This is a genomic window from Allofrancisella guangzhouensis, from assembly GCF_000815225.1.
Classification (GTDB): Bacteria; Pseudomonadota; Gammaproteobacteria; order Francisellales; family Francisellaceae; genus Francisella; species Francisella guangzhouensis.
This window is the reverse complement of record NZ_CP010427.1, coordinates 41,696-59,417: the sequence shown is the minus strand read 5'-3', so window position 1 is coordinate 59,417 and position 17,722 is coordinate 41,696. Positions and strand designations below refer to the sequence as shown.

The window sequence follows — 17,722 nt, the reverse complement described above, 5'->3', positions numbered from 1 at the left end:
TATGTTCTAAAAATTAACTAATACACATAGTAATTATTTTTTTAAGAAATAACAACTGTAAGGTAGAAATATAGCAAGCCCAATAATAGGCAGTATTATAAATGCAAACGATAAAACAAACTCACTACCTAGGCTGATTTGAGTCATGATAGCTGTAGTTATAGAGGCTATTCCCATTTGCATGAAACCCATAATTGATGATGCTGCACCTGCTGTCGAGGTAAAGTTTTCTAAAGCTATAGGTGTTAAGAGAGGTACACTAAAAGAAACTCCAATGAATGTTAAAGATAGTATTCCTGTTAAGGCTAATGAAAGTTCCATGCCAGTTAATTTTCTAAATGCATAAACACACAAAATACCAGATATAAGAGTACAAAACATTCCGAAGTTGACTAAATGTTTATATGCTATTATGCGGCTTATTTTAGCACATATAAGCGAGCCAGAAACTACAGCTATAACCATTAATGTAAGTAAATATAAAAAGTTAAATTTATCAAGCTTAAGGATATTTACGAAAATATCAGGAGCCTCTATGAGACAAGCATAAATCACACTGATATTAATACCTAAGATGAACGTTGCAAAGAAAAATTGATGATCTTTAAAAAGAGACAGGTAATTTTTAATCAGATATCTTGGTTTTAAGGCCTCTATATTCTTCTTCCTGATAGTCTCAGGAAAAAATAAAGTAACGTTTATAAGTAAAAAACTAGAGGCTATAAATAATATCCAAAAGATTAGCAGAGGTGTTAAAAAAATACCTAATATCGCTCCCACAGCGGGTGCCAAAGCAAAAGCAATATTCATGATTGCAAATATAGATCCTTGTTCTTTTAGCTCAAAGGCATCTTTTACAGCAACAGTAGCTATTACGCCCCCAGCTGCAGCACCAAAGCCTTGCAATAGTCGTGCATAGATTAAAGTTTCTACATTATCAATAAATATACATATTATAGAGCTAAATATAAAAAAGGTCGCGCCAATAAGAATTAAAGGTTTACGACCGTATCTATCAGATAAAGGTCCATATAATATTTGACTAATAGAATAGCCTAATAGATAAGAGGTTATAGTAAGTTGCACATGTGAATAGTCAGTAGCAAGAATTTTTTTTAGTTCAGGTAATACAGGAGCATATATAGTGTCTCCAAATGGTCCTAATGAGACCATCAAAATAAGTATGAATAAAGACGGCTTTGTTATTTTATACATTATTCCTGCTTATCTTGGCTAAAATCGCCGATTATTACTTTAACTTTTAAACCTTTTGTTTGATGATTATTTTCATTTATATTTGTGGCTACACCATTATCTTTAACGGCAGGTTCTTCAGTTTTTACTGGATAAATTCTCTTAATTTCTGTGCCCCTATCAATTTTGTAGTCACTAAGAATACTATCATATATAACTTTATCACTATATGCATCTACTAGATATATAGTTCCATCTTCAGCTTGTATAATAATTCCTTCCTCGGTTGGAATTAGCTGTCCGGAAATGCCGTAGTCAAAAATTTTACTTTCAGGAGTTAATTTAAACCTACCCAAGTATTCGCCATTTAAAGAGTTAAAAAAGTGTAGATACCCCTGGTAATCAGCTACTACGATCAAACCTTTATAGTATATTGGTCCAGTGATTTTGCGCCATTTAAGTATGTCTTGAGTCCATGTTGTATCACCATTTTGTATATCAAAAGCCTTTAGTGAGCTGTCACTTTGGGTGGTAAAAATTATCCCATCATTAATAGTCATATTATTAATTATAGAAGATTTTTTTGCCCATAGCATTTTACCATTATCTTTATCTAGAGCTACGATTGCTCCTTGGTACGAGGCAAATATTAGATAGTCGCCATATAGCATAGGATTGGCAGTTATATCGACCATTTTATCTGCAGGTGAAGAACCATGAGCTATGGCAATAGGTATGTTGATAGTTCTATCACCATCTTGAGCAGTAAAGCCAAGAACAGTACCAAAAGCTGAACCAATCATAACAGTGTTATTAAGGACTATAGGAGAAGAGTTGGTGGGTAATGTGATCTCTGGAATGTTATTAAGAACATTCCATTTTTTTTCACCATCTTTAGCGTCAATTGCTGATATAGAACCATCATGTGTGTAGGTATAAACAATACTGTCATAAATAGTTGGTTGTGATAGTAAGCTACTTGGTATATGTGTATGCCATAATGTTAAGCCGGTTTCTGTATCAAGAGCAATTAGGTCGCCTTTAATTGAGCCTAAAATTATAGCATTGGCTATATAGTTTGGTTGAGCTGATAAATTTGTATTAGTATCTTTTTGCCAAATTACTTTACCAGTTTTGGCATCTAGAGCATACACTAAGCCATTTTCATTAGGTACAAATATAGAGTCTTCGGTATACGTTGGTGCAAGATTATAGTTACCCATTCCACCATTACCATTACCGGTATTAGTTTGCCACTTTACATTTATATAAGTTTGTTGAGGAGGCTTTTCTTCTAAAGGCGTTGGGGGCGGCACGTTACTTTTAGAGCAACTAGTAGTTAAGATAGCCAATATTAAAAGAGTAATAAAATAGTTAATATTTAATAACCTATTCATGATTAGTTTGAATTATTTATAAATTGAGTGATTATTTGTTTGAACTCCGGTGTAGCATTAGGATCTTGAGTAGCTTTTTGCCAAATTTCAATAGCTTTGGTTATATTACCTTTTTGCTTATATGCTTGCCCTAATAACATTAGAGGATAAGCATTATTTTGTAAAGACTTTAAGCTATTAAGAGTTTCGATAGCTTTATCTGGTTGGTTGGTCTCTAGATAAAGTTTAGCTAATCTAGTTTTTGTGATATCCGTTAAGCTATCTTTAGGATTGGCGTCAGCACTTTTTATTAAAGCATCGATTGCTTTTTTGTAATCAGTATCGCTGATTTCTTTTTTTAAGTTTAAATTAGTTGGTGTAGTATATAAATTTACTATATTCCAACTTGCAAATATACCAAAACTTGTAGCTGGATAGGTATTTGCCACATTCTCAAAGTTAGCTATTTTAGTATCCGGAGGGTTATCTGGGTTTTCGCTTGCTATAAGCGCCTTTTGGTAGCTTTCAGATGCTTCTAGCATTTTCTGGTTATTCCCAGAATTATAATGTTGAAATGCTATAATGCAAAAAATAGCAACAACTACTACTCCAATGATAGTGTACAAAGCTTGAGTCTGCTTTTTAAATAGATTTTCAATCTTCATTAGTTTAGCTTTCTTATAAGTTTAGTAAACTTATAACATCTTATCATAAAAACAAGCACGTTGTTAGTTTCTTAATAAAAGATTAGAATGTAATGTCAAAACTTTTTGTGTTAAAATAGGGAGTGTTCTTTCGGATGGTTGTTTTATTTTAGAAAGTTTAATAAATAAGTATGGCATTAATATCTTTAGCAATTGATTATAAAAAATCTCCCATAGAAGTACGTAGTGAGTTTTCATTAGCAGGCTATGGAGCCAAGGAGTTATACAACTCTATGCTTGAAATAGATAATGTTTGTCATGCTGTAATTTTGTCAACGTGCAACCGTACAGAGATTTACCTTGAAATATCTGATTTAAAAGTTGTTGATGCTGTTTTGGTGTGGTGGCAAACTTATGTAAGAGATTCAAAATATGCTCTTAAAGATTATTTTAAACTAAGGCAAGGTACAGAAGTTATAAGACACCTTATGAAGCTTGCTTGTGGTTTAGAATCAATGGTGCTGGGTGAGCCACAAATATTAGGACAGGTTAAAGATTCATACACTCTTAGTAAGCAAAATGGTGCTTTAGGTAAAGAGTTAGATAGGGTGTTTCAGAAAGTTTTTGCTACAGCTAAAAAAGTCCGTAGTGAAACAAGGATAGGGCATTGTCCAGTTTCTGTAGCCTTTTCAGCTATTTCTTTAGCTAAAAAACAACTAGATAATATTTCAATTAAAAAGGTTTTGATTATAGGAGCAGGTCAGACAGGAGAACTTCTATTTAGACATGTCACAGCTTTGACTCCAAAACATATCATGCTTACTAATAGAAGTTTAGATAAAGCACAGAAGATTACTCGAACTTTTGCTAATGCTACAGCGCATACTTTAGACCAGTTGCCAGAATTACTTAAAGAAGCTGACATAATCATTGCTGCAGTTACTATAAAACAATATATTGTTACTCCAGTAGATTTAGATTCTAAGCCTAGGGTCTTTATAGACATATCAATTCCTAGAGCTATAGACCCTAATGTTGGAAGTATTGGACAAAACATATACTACTGCGTTGATGATATACATATAGTGATGGAAGAAGGTAAAGATAAACGTAAATCTGAAAGTACAAGAGCGCAAAAAATTATAGTCAGATCATTAGAGGAATACTTAGAGAAAGAAAAATCTATTATATCGAACACAGCGATTAAAGAATTATTTGATAAGGCTGATGATATAGTTGATATTTCATTAGAAAGAAGCTTATCTAAAATTAGAAATGGTAAAGATGCCGAAGAGATAATAAAAAGATTTGCCTATGAAATTAAGAAAAAAGTTTTACACTACCCGGTTATGGGAATGAAAGAGGCTTCAAAAGAAGGCAGAAAAGATTGCCTTGTATGTATGAAACGAATGTTTGGTTTAAACATGGAAAAATAAATGAAAGATTCTATAAAATCAAAATTACAAAGTCTTGTAGAAAGGCATGAGGAAGTAAGCGCATTACTTAGTGATGCTAGTATTATTTCAAGCCAAAATAAGTTTAGAGATTTGTCAAAAGAATATTCTAACTTGGAGCCAGTTGTTAAGGCTTTCAAAGAATATTCTCAAGTGCAAGAAGACAAGCAAGTAGCGCAAGAAATGTTAAATGAGAGGGATCAAGAATTAGTTGAGATGGCAAGAGAAGAATTAAAACTTGCTGAAACTAAAATCGTAGAGCTTGAGGAAGCTCTACAAATATTGCTGTTGCCAAGTGATCCTAATGATAACGCTAACGTGTTTTTAGAAATAAGAGCGGGCACTGGTGGTGATGAGGCTTCTATATTTTCTGGAGATTTATTTAGGATGTATTCTAAATATGCGGAGCAAAAAGGCTGGAAAATAGAGGTTATATCAGCTAGTGAAGGTGAGCATGGTGGTTATAAAGAAATAATCACAAAAATAAATGGTGAAGGTGTATACTCGCACCTTAAGTTTGAATCTGGAGCCCATAGAGTGCAACGTGTTCCAGCTACTGAATCACAGGGTAGAATACATACTTCAGCATGTACTGTAGCTGTTATGCCAGAAGTTGATGAGGTTGAGGGTATCGATATTAATCCGGCGGATTTAAAAGTTGATACTTTTCGAGCTTCAGGGGCAGGGGGACAGCACGTTAACAAAACTGATTCTGCGATTAGAATAACACATATACCAACAGGTGTTGTTGTTGAGTGTCAAGAGCAGCGTTCACAACACAAAAACCGTGCAGCCGCTATGTCAATGCTAAAAGCTAAGCTTTTACAAGCTGAGATAGACAAACAGCAAAAAGAACAATCAGATACGCGTAGAAATTTAGTTGGTAGTGGTGATAGATCAGAGAGAATTAGAACTTATAACTACCCTCAAGGAAGAATTACTGATCATCGAATTAATCTTACATTATATAAACTTGATGAAATAATGGAAGGTCATTTAGATAGTGTAATTCAACCATTAGTTTTAGAGCATCAGGCTGATCTTTTAGCTACTATGTCAGATGAGCAGTAATCTAACAATTTCTAACCTGATAAAAGAAAACCTAGCAAAATTTAAATTTAGTGATATTGCTACAACTAGGTTTGATGTTCAGGCTATAGTTTGCGAAGTCTTGGGGGTAGATAAGACTTATTTGTATATGTATCCAGATAAAATCTTGAATGTTCAACAAATTCAAGATATTGAGCAGAAAGTTTTACGATTAAGTCAAGGTGAGCCATTAGCTTACATATTGGGATATAAGTACTTTTGGAAACAAAAATTATTTGTAACTAAAGATACGCTTATTCCTAGAGCAGATACTGAAGTTTTAGTGCAAGCAGTCTTGAAGGATATCGATAAAATAATCATTGCAGATGCTAATCAAGAGTTTTTTAACTATAAGTCTTATGCCAAATTAAAAATATTAGATTTAGGCACAGGCGCAGGGGCAATTGCTTTAGCACTAGCAAGCGAGTTACCAAATAGCCAAATAATAGCTGTTGATTTATCTGAAAAGGTTTTAGAAGTTGCTCAGAGGAATGCTATAGTAAATAATATTAATAACGTTAATTTTATTAAAAGTAATTGGTATCAAGCTTTAGGACCAGAAAGGTTTGATATCATAGTGTCGAATCCACCTTATATAGATCATGATGATAGTAGCATCGATTCTGAAGTGAAAAGATATGAACCTAAGTCAGCACTTTTTGCTGGTGATAAAGGACTAGCTGATATAAAGACTATAGTTAATCAAGCATCAAAGTTTTTAATGTCTGGAGGGAGAATTTATCTAGAGCATGGATTTACTCAGTCAAAAGCTGTAGTAAGGCTACTACAAGAAAATAATTTTTCAGACACCAAAACTATAAAAGATTTGAATAGTAAGGATAGATGTACAGTTGGACAGAATTTATAAAATTTATATAAAATGTAAAAGAGTAAAAGCCTAGACTCGTATACTAACTTAGTCTTTTTACGGCAGGAATAAAAATACTTATTTTTCTAGTTGTTCTATTACTTCAACTGGTAAAAAATTTGTTTGGCATCTAACTCCACCATGCTGTTCTTCAAAATATTTCATGGTTTTTTCAGCATTTTTACCATTATGGTTGACAAAATATGGCTCAATATCAAATTTTTTGATCAATTCTTCAAAATATTGTTTATGTTGGTCATGAGGCGAATCTAGGGTTACGTATAGATTAGTCTTTTTTTTGGGACTATAAACATCAAACCCATTGACAAATGATGACTCTATATAGTTTCCATTCCAGGTTTCTAATGCCCAGTCTTTTGGCGCTTCAACATAACCGCCCCATCCATAATGAGAAGAAGGTTTATAATTCATAGTAAGAAATGCCTTTTCAGCTTTAAAATAATTTTTATGTAAGATGTCTATGATTTCTTCTACTTTACGTTCTTTGTCACTCAATAATTGTTTTGACCTTGGATGCGAATTTAAGTAAAAGAATAATCCTGGTTTAAATGTTTCATACCAATTTATATCATAAGAATTTACTAGAAAAGTGCCTTTACCTATAAAAGACATTTGAAAATCTAAATGATAAGCTAAATTTGGTAATATGATTATATTATTTGTTTTAAAGATTTTCTTGTATTTTAATATAATCTCATCCTCCGTTTTATCTATTTTCTTATTTGTAGCTATTTGTTTTTCAAACCGGATAATTTGCTCTCCTAAGAAAACATATTTTTCACCAAGAGTATTATTTACACAAAAAATATTTCCTCCTTCTGCAGCTCTATTTGTTGATTTTATTTGTATGCCATTATTGGTGTGAGTATTTAAAAATCTTCGGTTACTATTTTTCATACCAGGGATTACATCGTGCATATCTGCAAGATAATCAATTTTTGTAGGAGTGTATAAGCCTTTTTTAAAGCTAGCTTCGTTAGCATAATAGCTATTTTTATTTCGGATATAAATTGTGTTATCATTCTCAAAAAAATAATCTCTAACCCAAATATCTACTTCATCCGAGGTATTTCTATGAAGTATTTGAAATGGAATATCATTTTCTTCACATAAATCATATAGATCATATAAATATGAACTGTGAGCAGAAAAAACTAGAGTTTTTGGTTGATTTTCCTTAGATGAAGTTTTTTTTTCATTAATCAAAAGAGGTTGCGTATTTACGTGGTTACTACTATGATATTCTTTAAAGATTTCAGAAGAAAGAAGTTCGCGCACAGTTAAATTTTGAGTTTTAGAGAATTTACGGATAATCTCACCTAGTCGCCCATTTCTCAGAGCCTGAATGTCATTCTGACTAAAAATAGTGTTTTTACCTTTTATAAAATGGTTTAATTTTACAAGAGCTTCTTTCTTGTTTTGTTGACTTATACCCATATTAAACAAATCAGATCCTCTATGTTCAAGTGTGGCATTAGTACCCTCAAAACGCATTAATTTATAATCATTGAGTGCTTGTATAAATTCTTGATATTGATTATTTGATATAGGCATATTTACCACCAAACTTAATAATTTTTGACACACTTTTAGTTTATATTAATAGAATTGGAATTAAAATATCAATCTATTTAGTAAATTTGATAAATAGTAGAGATTTTTGATGGTTGGTCAATTCATTTGACAAAACGGCTATATATTAAGGAATGTTTATTTAATCTATATTGTAATAGCTCAAATGTGGTGATCACAATTTTTCTAAAGTTTCTAGGATGTATATATATGGTAAGTTTTGGTTTATGTAGTTCTTAACTCATATTTTTATACAACATGATGTATGCTTATTTTCTTGGGTCTTTTTCTTTATCTGTATTTATCAATAGAAAAAATAGTGGTTCATCACTGGTTTATATTTTATATATTTAAAATAAATATTTTAAAGATTTAATTTTATATAAAAAATAATGAATTACCCAATAATATTTCGTTTTATATTTACAGTAATTAATAATAATTATATAATTTTATTTGATTTAAATTTTTTAAAATTATACCAAACGTTATAAATTTTCGGAGAAATATTATGAAAAAAGTATTTTTAAATTACAGCATAATGTTCTCATTAACACTATTTTTAGGTGGCTGTGGCTCGTCAGAAGATGTAAGTAGGTACGGTATAGTTACAGATTGTAGCGGAGTTGTGTGTAGTATTGCGGTAGATAATATTAATCTAATTAGATATACAAATTTACTGGGTAAAACTGTAGACCATATAGTAAAAGAAGAGCCAGTACAGGGTTTAGCAGATGATATAGTGTGGGTTATAAATGGTGGGCAATACGCTACGAATACACAGCTTTCTAATCATAATCTAACACAGTGTGCTGACCAAGTGTGTACAGATACAACTAACCCAACAGGATATGTGTTTGATTCTTTGGGACCAAAAGAAATAAGTGTGTCAGGAACGGTGGTCAATTCAGATGGTGCAACACAAGAGATAAACTTAGGAAAAAGTTTCACTGTGGAAATGGGTGACCCAAGAATAATTTCTGAAGTAATGACTGGGTTATATTATAGATTTACGGTAGATATTGAAGATACAGGAATACCCGGTAATGCTACTTTTGCATGGAAGGTGAATGGTACTCAAGTAGGAACGGGACAAGAAGTAGAATATTTGTTTCCAGAAGAAGGAGTTGAGTATACAGTAACTTTGGAAGTATCTGTAGATGGTACGGTAGTAGCTACAGCGATAGAGAATATAACAACAGGTAAAGCTGGCCAGCCAGTGTTATCAAGCCAACAAACAGGTAGTAACCCACTAAAGTGGACGATAGTAGCGAATACTACAGGCACAGTTATAGATGACAGTTGGACTAAGCAATGGTTGGTAGATGGAAATATTGTATCAGGAGAGGCTACTAATACGTTGGCATATGCATTCCCTTTAACTTCAACAGTCTATACTGTTGAATATATAGCTACTAAAGATGGTCAAACAAGGCAAGCTATAACAGCTCTGACAACAGCATCAGCTATAGCACCAGTTATACAAGGATCATCAGTTGTTGGTGACAGCTTGGTCTATAACTTAACAGCAACTTTACAGAATACAGGTATAACTGATGAATGGACGTTAAAGTGGGGCTCAAACCCAAGTGCTATATTTACAGACGTCGCAACATCACAGACACAAGTTACCTTTGGTAGTTATGATACAGTATATACTGTATCATTAACAGCAACTCCACCATCAGCAACTATTACTCCTGTAACTGTTGCTATTACTATTGATACAGGTTCAGCGCCAGCATATACACAAGCTATATATATTGTTGACTCTACTACAGGAACCACAGCACAAGCTGTTGCTAATTATTATAACAGTACAGTAGGATTACCAGGCGGTGTGGCTAGTATCGCAGCTAGCGGTGATAACTTAATTTTTATGTGTAAAAGTGGTTATGAAATAGCTGGAGTTGCTGCAACTTTAGCGACAGGATCATTTACAGAGGGCAATCGGGGGTTACAACCAGTACGCACCCCAACTGCCTATAGTTCAGTGTTGTATATCTCGAATAATGCCTCTCTTTCAAGCGTTTCTGTACTTGGTGAAGCGGCATATAATGGATTCGATTTGGGTGGTGAAACATATGCGTGGGGGGTTAATTGCTATGTAAGCAATAGCTAAACTTAATATATTAGCCGGCACACTATATTCTATGAATCATAAGAAGCTTTTATTGTTTTAAAATAATATAAATCATTTATTCTATAAATTTTAATTACTTTTTATCTCAATTAATTATTGTTAAAAATTATTAAAACAAAAAAACAAACTCAAAAAAATCATAAGTTGACAAATTTTATTATTATTGATATATTTTGTTTTATTTTTATAATTTTATAATTAAATTAAATATAAAAAATTATAGAGGTTGGTTATGAAAAAAATATTGTTAAATGGTTGTTTAGTATTGTCATCAGCATTATTTTTAAGTAGCTGTACTCAAGAAGAGGTGATTGAGTATCAGATAGTTACAGACTGTAATGATCAAACATGTAGTATAGAATTAGATAATGTTGACCTATTTAGATATACAAATATGCTAGGTAAAAAAGTTGACCAAGTGCTAAAATCAGAGCCTGTAGGAGATGCTGAAGGAACACAATTTGATATAACATGGAGTATATCAGGTGGTGATTATGCTACAGCACAGCAAATGTCAGATGCTGGCTTAGCAGCATGTGAGAATGATGTATGCTCAGATATAGCTAATCCTACAGGTTATGTATTTGACGAAGGTGGTTCTCATCAAATAAGTGTTATAGGTACTGTAACTTATAAAGATGGTAGGACTCAACAAATTAGTGAAAATACAACTGTCGACCTGGCTCATCTAACTTCAGTTTTATATGAAATTCCAACAGGATCGACAAAAACAGCAGATGAAATAGCAACAGCATTTGGTAATTATAGTGGTAATAAAGGTGGTGTAGCAACAGTTACAGCAGAGGATGGTAAGTTAAGATTTACTTGTGAAACTGGTTATCATGTTACTCGACAAATGGTTGAACTTGCTCCTGGATCACAAATTTATAGTGGATGGGGATCGAATCGAAGTGTAAGTTTTGACGCAAATGATGAGCAATGGGAAGAAAGTTTCAGCATAAGGAATAATTATGAATATAGTGCCTTTTCTACTGTATATAACATTACAGCAGCTGGCTGTATAGCAGACTAGTGGTTTAGAGTTATGAATGTTTTTTTTATAAATCTAAATTTCAAATATTTCTGAAGATTATCTGTACCAACTAAAATTATTCCATTTTATTAATTTTTGATGAAATAAAATAGTAGTCATCAAGCCCTAAGTGCAATTTTCTTATTCTTTCGAATTTGTCTTTTATTTTGCTGGTTTTTAACATTTTTTATTAGACCTCTTGCATAACCTGCTGAATTGGTTAAACTTTTTATTGTAATGATGTTGATGAAATTTGAGCAGATTAAAGATGAATCACCAGAAGGATTCCGTAGACTTACAGGTGTTAAACGCACTACTTTTACTGTCATGACAAAGATATTAAAAGAAGCGCAAGTCCAATTAAAAGCACAAGGAGGTAAGCCGAATAAATTGTCTATAGAAGATATGCTGCTTATGGCGCTGGAATACTTACGCGAATATAGAACATATTTCCATATTTCACGCAGCTATGGTCTAAGTGAAAGTGCTTGTTATCGTAATATACGTTGGGTTGAAGATACTCTGATTAAAGATGGGCAATTCTCATTGCCTAGACGTAAGGCATTATTAAAAAGTGACGTTGACTATGAGGTTGTACTGATAGATGCGACTGAAACACCTTGCCAGCGCCCAAAAAAAGAGTAAAGAATAAGAAGCGTATTAAGGAACCGCAACAACAAACAAAAGCAGTTTTACTCTGGCAAGAAGAGAAGGCATACTTTAAAGACTCAGGTTGTAGTTGATAAGAAAACTAAAGCAGTGATATGCACAGCGTTTTCAAATGGCAAGCGTCATGATTTTAGGCTGTTTAAAGAATCCAAAACCAAAATACATGCTGATATAAAAGCCATTACTGATACTGGATATCAAGGCATACAAAAGTTGCATAGCAAATCTCAGTTACCAAAGAAGAAGACTAAGAAAAATCCTTTGACAAAAGAGGATAAAAAGAAAAACCAAAAACTTGCTAGTCAAAGAGTGGTGAATGAAAATGTCATCGGCATGGTTAAGCGATTTAAAATTATTGCCGATCGTTATAGAAACAGAAGAAAAAGATTTGGTTTGAGGTTTAATTTGATTGCTGGAATTTATAATTTCGAGCTCTAGATTGGTTATGCAAGAGGTCTAGTTAAGGTAAGGCCCCTAAAAAAACAGCATTTAGAAGTTTACAAAATGATATTTTCCTTAGGAGTTATATAGATAAGTTACTTTTAAATCGAATAAAACAACAAAGTCAAAGGACTAAAAGCTATAGCTTCATTAAAAGGATTATCAACTTTTTTGAGGTATTTTTTAAGCATTTTATAGTGAATTTTATTTATTTTTTCTAGAGGCTTATATCTTTTATCTAATTTAGTTGGTTTGTAATTTTTTAACCATTTTGAAGCGATTTCTTCAAATTCTGATTTTGATATATTCGAAGTTATTTTTTTATCAAAAATTATGTGATTATAAAAATGTTTAGGTATACAAAAAATATGTCTAATTACTTCATTATTAGCATTTATTTGTTTTATATTATCATAATTTATATCTCTAAAATCGTTTAAAAAGAGAGCTTTTAGGGTTTCTATTCCTAAGAAGTTTTTGTAGACATGCATAGGAAAATTCCTCTCCGTGTTACTGCTGTTTTCTATTGAGTAATGTATATCGGTTATGAGGTTTTTATACAAAATATTTTTATCAAAGGTTTCTGCTAGTTTTTTTAGCTGTGGCGAGGACATATTTTTATAATCTTTTAGATTATTTATTTCTTTTATCCACCAGTTCATTTTCTGATTAGCGACTTCGATATTATTATATAGCTCAGTACAAGATATAATTTGTGATTTTACTTGATCGAGCAGGTATAATATTTCTTTTTTACTATCACTAAATTTACGATAAGCAAAATACGCCACACTTCCATAACTAGGTAACTTATCAGCTGGATAATGAAAATAGTTATATTGCATTTTTTACACCTTTTCAAAAGCTACTATATAGTTAACATCAGCATTCTTACCTGATTTAAAGGAATCAGTAATAGGATTATAGTGAATACCAGTTATTTCTAAAGGTTTAAAACCATATTTTTCCGCTACTTTTGTTAGTTCATATGGCTTTATAAATTTACTGTATTGGTGAGTGCCTTTAGGAACCATTTTTAAAATATATTCAGCTGCTACTATCGAGAGTAGATATGATTTTAGGTTTCTATTCAACGTTGAGGCAAAAAATAAGCCTCCTTGTTTAGTAAGTTTAGATATTGAAACTATTACACTTTCAGGATCTGGGACGTGCTCTAACATCTCCATACATGTTATAATATCAAATTGATCATCTGTAGTTTTAACAAATTCCTCTATAGTTGAATTTGTATAACTTATATTCACTTTGCTACTTTTAGCATGCTCTTTGGCGATATTTATGGCTTCAATTGAGGCATCTAGACCATAAACTTTATTGTTTGTTGTGACTAGTGATTCTGTGAGGATACCACCACCGCAACCTATATCGATAATTTTTTTATTACAAAGAGTAGAATATTGTTTTATGAATTCTAACCGTACTGGATTAACTTGATGTAAGGTTTTTAGCTTGCCATTTGGATTCCACCAACCGTTTGCTAAGCGTGAAAATTTGTCCACTTCATTGTTATCTAAGTTATTCATTATCGCTAAAACCATAGATTTTTTTGTAGATAGTTGTGTCAATAATATCAAAGATCAGCTATTAAGAAAATTTTTATTAGAGTTTTGGGGCTTAATTTACTATAATTGCTAGGTTGTATTTTTGCTAACTATAAAAAGAGATAAGCTTAATGAAGTTGATAAAGTCTATACTATTATTTTCAACAGTTGGAATAACGGTTAGTAGTTGTTCTAATATGAAAACTACAAAGGATAAGCGAGATCCTTTTGAAAATTATAACAGAAGTATGTATTCTTTTAATGATAAAGCCTATGACGCTCTCACCCCGGTAGCCAAAGGCTATGATTATGTGATGCCAGATTCTGTACAGACGGGAATTTTTAATATGTTTCAGAACCTTCTGGAGCCTGCAAGAGTAGTCAATGATATGTTTCAAGGGCAATTAAGCTATGCTGGTGATGATAGTGTTAGGTTTTTAACAAATACAACTTTTGGAATTTTAGGCTTTTTTGATGTAGCAGATGATTGGTTCGGTAAACAAATGAGGTATCACCAGAGCTTTGCTGTAACTTTACATAAATGGGGTGTATATGATGATAATGAAGCATCTCCATATGTTGTTTGGCCACTTTTAGGTCCAGGCACTTTAGAAGATGTAGCAAACGGTGTGGATGCTTTGTTTAATCCTCTTACATATGTATTTTTCTTTGCTCCAATTGGACCAGCAGCTTCGTATATAGTAAGTTGGGGTGTATATGGAACATATCAAATCAACCAGGGAGTAGCTTATTTGCCAGCATACTCTAATTTAAAAGAAGTTTCGATAGATCCATATATAGCTATGCGTAATGCTTATTTACAAAATTATGATTATGGTATGGCAAAGATTCTTAATCAAGAATTAAGAGCAGATAGTGATGCTTTAGAGACAGATAAAGCCATACTTGGTGTTTTAGGATATGAAGGTGATGATGTAGAGTCACAGATGGCATCAAGTGGAAATGTCTCTATAAACAAATCTGTAGAGCCACCTATGATGCTTAAGAGTAAGTTAGCTAAAATAAACGAAGCTTCTCAGGTTGATGAAGCTTTTGATCAGAGCTACTCTGATGATAGCAAGGTTATTGATCTAGCTAATCTAGATGGTGATACTAAGGTAAATGATACTGATGAGTCTAAAGATGTAGACATTCAGCTTCGTGATGCGAAGGCCGAATTACCAGGTGATGCTAATGATGTACAAACCCTAATTCAAACAATCAAAGAGCAAGGCTAAGACAGTTGTCTTCTAGTGTATCCACCAGGTACTGTCTCAACAAATGATTTCATTTCTAGTTCAAATAGAATTTCGCTAATTTTATGGTATGGTAGACAAGTATTGTTAATGATCTGATCAATAGTAGTTAGACAATTATTTATACTATTAAGGACTGCTTTTTGCTCATCACTAATTTCTATGGCGCTCTCGGAAGTATTGCTAATTTCGAAGTTATCATTGATATTTAATTCTTCCAGTATATCAGAGGCATTGTTAACTAACTTTGCACCTTGTTTTATTAGCTCATTACAGCCGTTGCTTGATGCATTAAAAATGTTTCCAGGGATTGCAAATATTTCTTTATTTTGTTCAAGCGCTAATTCAGCAGTAATTAAAGAACCACTTTTTTGTGCTGCTTCAATTACCAAAACGCCTTTAGATAAAGCGCTGATTATCCTATTTCTTTGGGGGAAATTATGTCTTAGAGGTTCTGTACCAAGACTAAATTCAGAAATAATAAGACCTTGATTAGATAGGATATTTTGATGTAAAGTGATATTAGATCTAGGATAAATAATATCAATACCTGTACCTATGACAGCTATAGTTTTAAGATCATTTTCCAAAGCATACCGGTGTGCCAATGTATCAATCCCATAGGCTAATCCACTAGTTATAGTTATATTGTAACAAGCTAGTTCTCTAATAATTTTTTCTGTAACGTTTTTTCCATAACTAGTGTGGTTACGAGCTCCAACAATAGCTAGCTGGTAAGTATCAAGTAAATCAGTATTACCCAAACAGTATAACACTATAGGTGGATTAGGGATTTGCTTTAATTCAAAGGGATATTTTTTATCTAGATATGTTATTAGAGAATGTTGTGGACTGCTTAGCCATTTATTAACTTCTTCTAAGTATGTTAAGTATCTTTTTTCTACTAAGTAGTCTAAAGTTTCTTTACGTATAGATAATTGTTTTTGATAGTGTAAAGGGTTATTTATCAAATCATCTAAGTCAATATTGTTATTAATAGCTGCATTAAAACGGCTATTGCCAAAATAAGGAGATGTTGCCAAAATAAGGCAGTTTTTTGTTAAAATTTTCATTATAGGATTGTAGTAGCCATAGAGCTTTTTGTTATTTCTTGGAGAGAGTTGACTATTAAAATAAGAGCATAATGATCGGATTGACGATATACAAAACCATGGCCTATGTATTTTGGAGGCACAGGGTAGCCATCGGCTCTTGATTCAGGTTCATAAAGTATCATCTCGGCACCAAGTTTTAGGCCATCAGAGGCTCCTTTATTGATTAAAATACTATTGTAGCTAAATGAGAATGTGCCAGTATTCATGACATCTTGCATTACATTAGCAGTTACTTTGCTATCCATTCTGAAGCTTTCAGTTGGTAGTGGGCTAGAAGATACTATATCGTTTGGAATTACATAATCTCCTACAGATGCTTCCTGTTTAAGATCAGTAATAGTAAGGGCAGTTATACCCTTGTATGTATAGTTATACTGAGCTGACCCTATTTTATACACTTTTTTATCAGGGTTGTGCGTATTTATAGGTTTTGGCTCAGAGATAATACTAAAGCTCTTATTATCTTCTTTAGCAGGGTATTGTTTATTTGCAAAGATTTTGAAGTTAATACCAAAGGCAGGTCTTTTTTCACGGCTATCATATATCTTAGCCATTTCATCTATTTGGTCATCGTTAAGCAGATAAATGTTTGCGAAAAATTTTGTATAATCACTAATTTTTACGGGTTTGACGCGGTCATTAATATTGTCAATTTGGTCTACAAGTTTACTCTTGAGGGTTATTTCTACCCTTTGATTAATTCCTCTATTAGCATTAGAATCATTAGGGGCTATTGGATCTTGGTATCCTAAAGCTTGAATCTCCATACCATCAGGTTTTATACCTTTGTTTATTAAGTATTCTCTGACACTAGTAGCTCTATCTCTAGAAAGTCGGAGATCATGCTTTGTTAATAAGTCATTGTGTTTTATTAGTTTAGATTCGATTTTTCCGGCGTATCCTTTGATTACAAAATTAGTATTACCAGTTAATTTTAGATATGCGTACAATTTATCAAGAACTTCTTTAGCTTGATCATCTAACGTAAAGCTATCTGCACTAAATTTAATATTCGTCTCTACGAAGTCAAGACCTTTAAATTTTTTTAGGCATATGAAAGATTTTTGAGATTGAAGCAACCCTGGCGTACATGGATCAAGAGTAGGATAAGATACGGGCTTTTGGTCTTTATCCATGGAGGCACAGCTCACTAGAGACGTGGTGAAAAATGCTATGGATAAGATATATAAATACTTTTTCATAATGACAAAACTTAAAATTATTTCTTGACTAATAATTCTACTATAAACTTTCATTTGAAAATAGTGTTTATAAAAATTGTTGA

General features: G+C 32.4%; 14 protein-coding genes and 1 pseudogene. 7 read left to right on the top strand and 8 right to left on the bottom strand.

The window, feature by feature from the left end:
- Positions 1 to 33: 33 nt before the first annotated feature.
- From SD28_RS00320 to SD28_RS00310, 3 genes are read right to left on the bottom strand one after another with little or no spacing between them, the layout of a single operon-like run.
- Positions 34 to 1,215, bottom strand: coding sequence for a multidrug effflux MFS transporter (locus SD28_RS00320; protein WP_039122969.1), 1,182 nt, complete (start codon positions 1,213 to 1,215; stop codon positions 34 to 36).
- Complete coding sequence (bamB, locus tag SD28_RS00315; RefSeq protein ID WP_039122967.1) at positions 1,215 to 2,591, bottom strand: outer membrane protein assembly factor BamB; 1,377 nt, start codon at positions 2,589 to 2,591, stop codon at positions 1,215 to 1,217. The genes SD28_RS00320 and bamB overlap by 1 nt, the downstream gene beginning before the upstream one ends.
- Positions 2,592 to 2,593: 2 nt before the next feature.
- The gene (locus SD28_RS00310) at positions 2,594 to 3,229 is read right to left on the bottom strand and encodes a YfgM family protein (RefSeq protein ID WP_039125659.1); all 636 of its coding nucleotides are present in this window, start codon (positions 3,227 to 3,229) and stop codon (positions 2,594 to 2,596) included.
- Between the two features lie 176 nt (positions 3,230 to 3,405).
- Between SD28_RS00310 and SD28_RS00305 the strand changes: the two genes are divergently transcribed.
- Genes SD28_RS00305 through prmC form a run of 3 tightly spaced genes read left to right on the top strand, consistent with a single transcriptional unit; the run spans position 3,406 to position 6,625 of the window.
- Positions 3,406 to 4,650: a glutamyl-tRNA reductase gene (locus SD28_RS00305; protein WP_039122964.1), complete on the top strand. Its 1,245-nt coding sequence runs from the start codon at positions 3,406 to 3,408 to the stop codon at positions 4,648 to 4,650.
- Entirely contained in the window at positions 4,651 to 5,739 is a 1,089-nt protein-coding gene (gene prfA, locus SD28_RS00300; protein ID WP_039122962.1) for a peptide chain release factor 1, read from the top strand. It begins immediately after the preceding gene.
- Positions 5,729 to 6,625: a peptide chain release factor N(5)-glutamine methyltransferase gene (gene prmC / locus SD28_RS00295; protein WP_039122960.1), complete on the top strand. Its 897-nt coding sequence runs from the start codon at positions 5,729 to 5,731 to the stop codon at positions 6,623 to 6,625. The genes prfA and prmC overlap by 11 nt, the downstream gene beginning before the upstream one ends.
- Before the next feature lie 78 nt (positions 6,626 to 6,703).
- Here prmC and SD28_RS00290 read toward each other — a convergent pair whose 3' ends face one another.
- Entirely contained in the window at positions 6,704 to 8,200 is a 1,497-nt protein-coding gene (locus SD28_RS00290) for a hypothetical protein (protein WP_039122957.1), read from the bottom strand.
- A 529-nt stretch (positions 8,201 to 8,729) separates the two neighbouring features.
- On the opposite strand from SD28_RS00290, the gene SD28_RS00285 reads away from it, so the two are divergent.
- From SD28_RS00285 to SD28_RS07900, 3 genes and pseudogenes are all read left to right on the top strand, one after another.
- Complete coding sequence (locus tag SD28_RS00285) at positions 8,730 to 10,340, top strand: DUF3281 family protein (protein WP_039122955.1); 1,611 nt, start codon at positions 8,730 to 8,732, stop codon at positions 10,338 to 10,340.
- A 253-nt stretch (positions 10,341 to 10,593) separates the two neighbouring features.
- Entirely contained in the window at positions 10,594 to 11,394 is an 801-nt protein-coding gene (locus tag SD28_RS00280) for a DUF3281 family protein (RefSeq protein ID WP_039122954.1), read from the top strand.
- Between the two features lie 246 nt (positions 11,395 to 11,640).
- Positions 11,641 to 12,501, top strand: a pseudogene (locus tag SD28_RS07900) (IS5 family transposase).
- 104 nt (positions 12,502 to 12,605) lie between these two features.
- On the opposite strand, the gene SD28_RS00265 reads toward SD28_RS07900, so the two are convergent.
- Together SD28_RS00265 and ubiG are read right to left on the bottom strand one after the other, a co-directional pair.
- Positions 12,606 to 13,349, bottom strand: a complete 744-nt coding sequence (locus SD28_RS00265) for a hypothetical protein (protein ID WP_039122949.1) — start codon at positions 13,347 to 13,349, stop codon at positions 12,606 to 12,608.
- 3 nt (positions 13,350 to 13,352) lie between these two features.
- A complete protein-coding gene (ubiG, locus tag SD28_RS00260) occupies positions 13,353 to 14,048 on the bottom strand; it encodes a bifunctional 2-polyprenyl-6-hydroxyphenol methylase/3-demethylubiquinol 3-O-methyltransferase UbiG (protein ID WP_039122947.1) in 696 nt (231 codons plus the stop codon).
- A gap of 149 nt (positions 14,049 to 14,197) precedes the next feature.
- On the opposite strand from ubiG, the gene SD28_RS00255 reads away from it, so the two are divergent.
- Positions 14,198 to 15,304 carry an MlaA family lipoprotein gene (locus SD28_RS00255; protein WP_039122945.1) on the top strand — a complete coding sequence of 369 codons (1,107 nt, stop codon included), beginning with the start codon at positions 14,198 to 14,200 and terminating at the stop codon, positions 15,302 to 15,304.
- On the opposite strand, the gene dprA is transcribed toward SD28_RS00255, so the two are convergent.
- Together dprA and SD28_RS00245 are read right to left on the bottom strand one after the other, a co-directional pair.
- Positions 15,301 to 16,395: a DNA-processing protein DprA gene (gene dprA, locus SD28_RS00250; protein ID WP_039122943.1), complete on the bottom strand. Its 1,095-nt coding sequence runs from the start codon at positions 16,393 to 16,395 to the stop codon at positions 15,301 to 15,303. The genes SD28_RS00255 and dprA overlap by 4 nt on opposite strands.
- Complete coding sequence (locus SD28_RS00245; RefSeq protein ID WP_039122941.1) at positions 16,395 to 17,639, bottom strand: OmpA family protein; 1,245 nt, start codon at positions 17,637 to 17,639, stop codon at positions 16,395 to 16,397. Before SD28_RS00245 ends, dprA begins: the two co-directional genes overlap by 1 nt.
- Positions 17,640 to 17,722 lie beyond the last annotated feature (83 nt).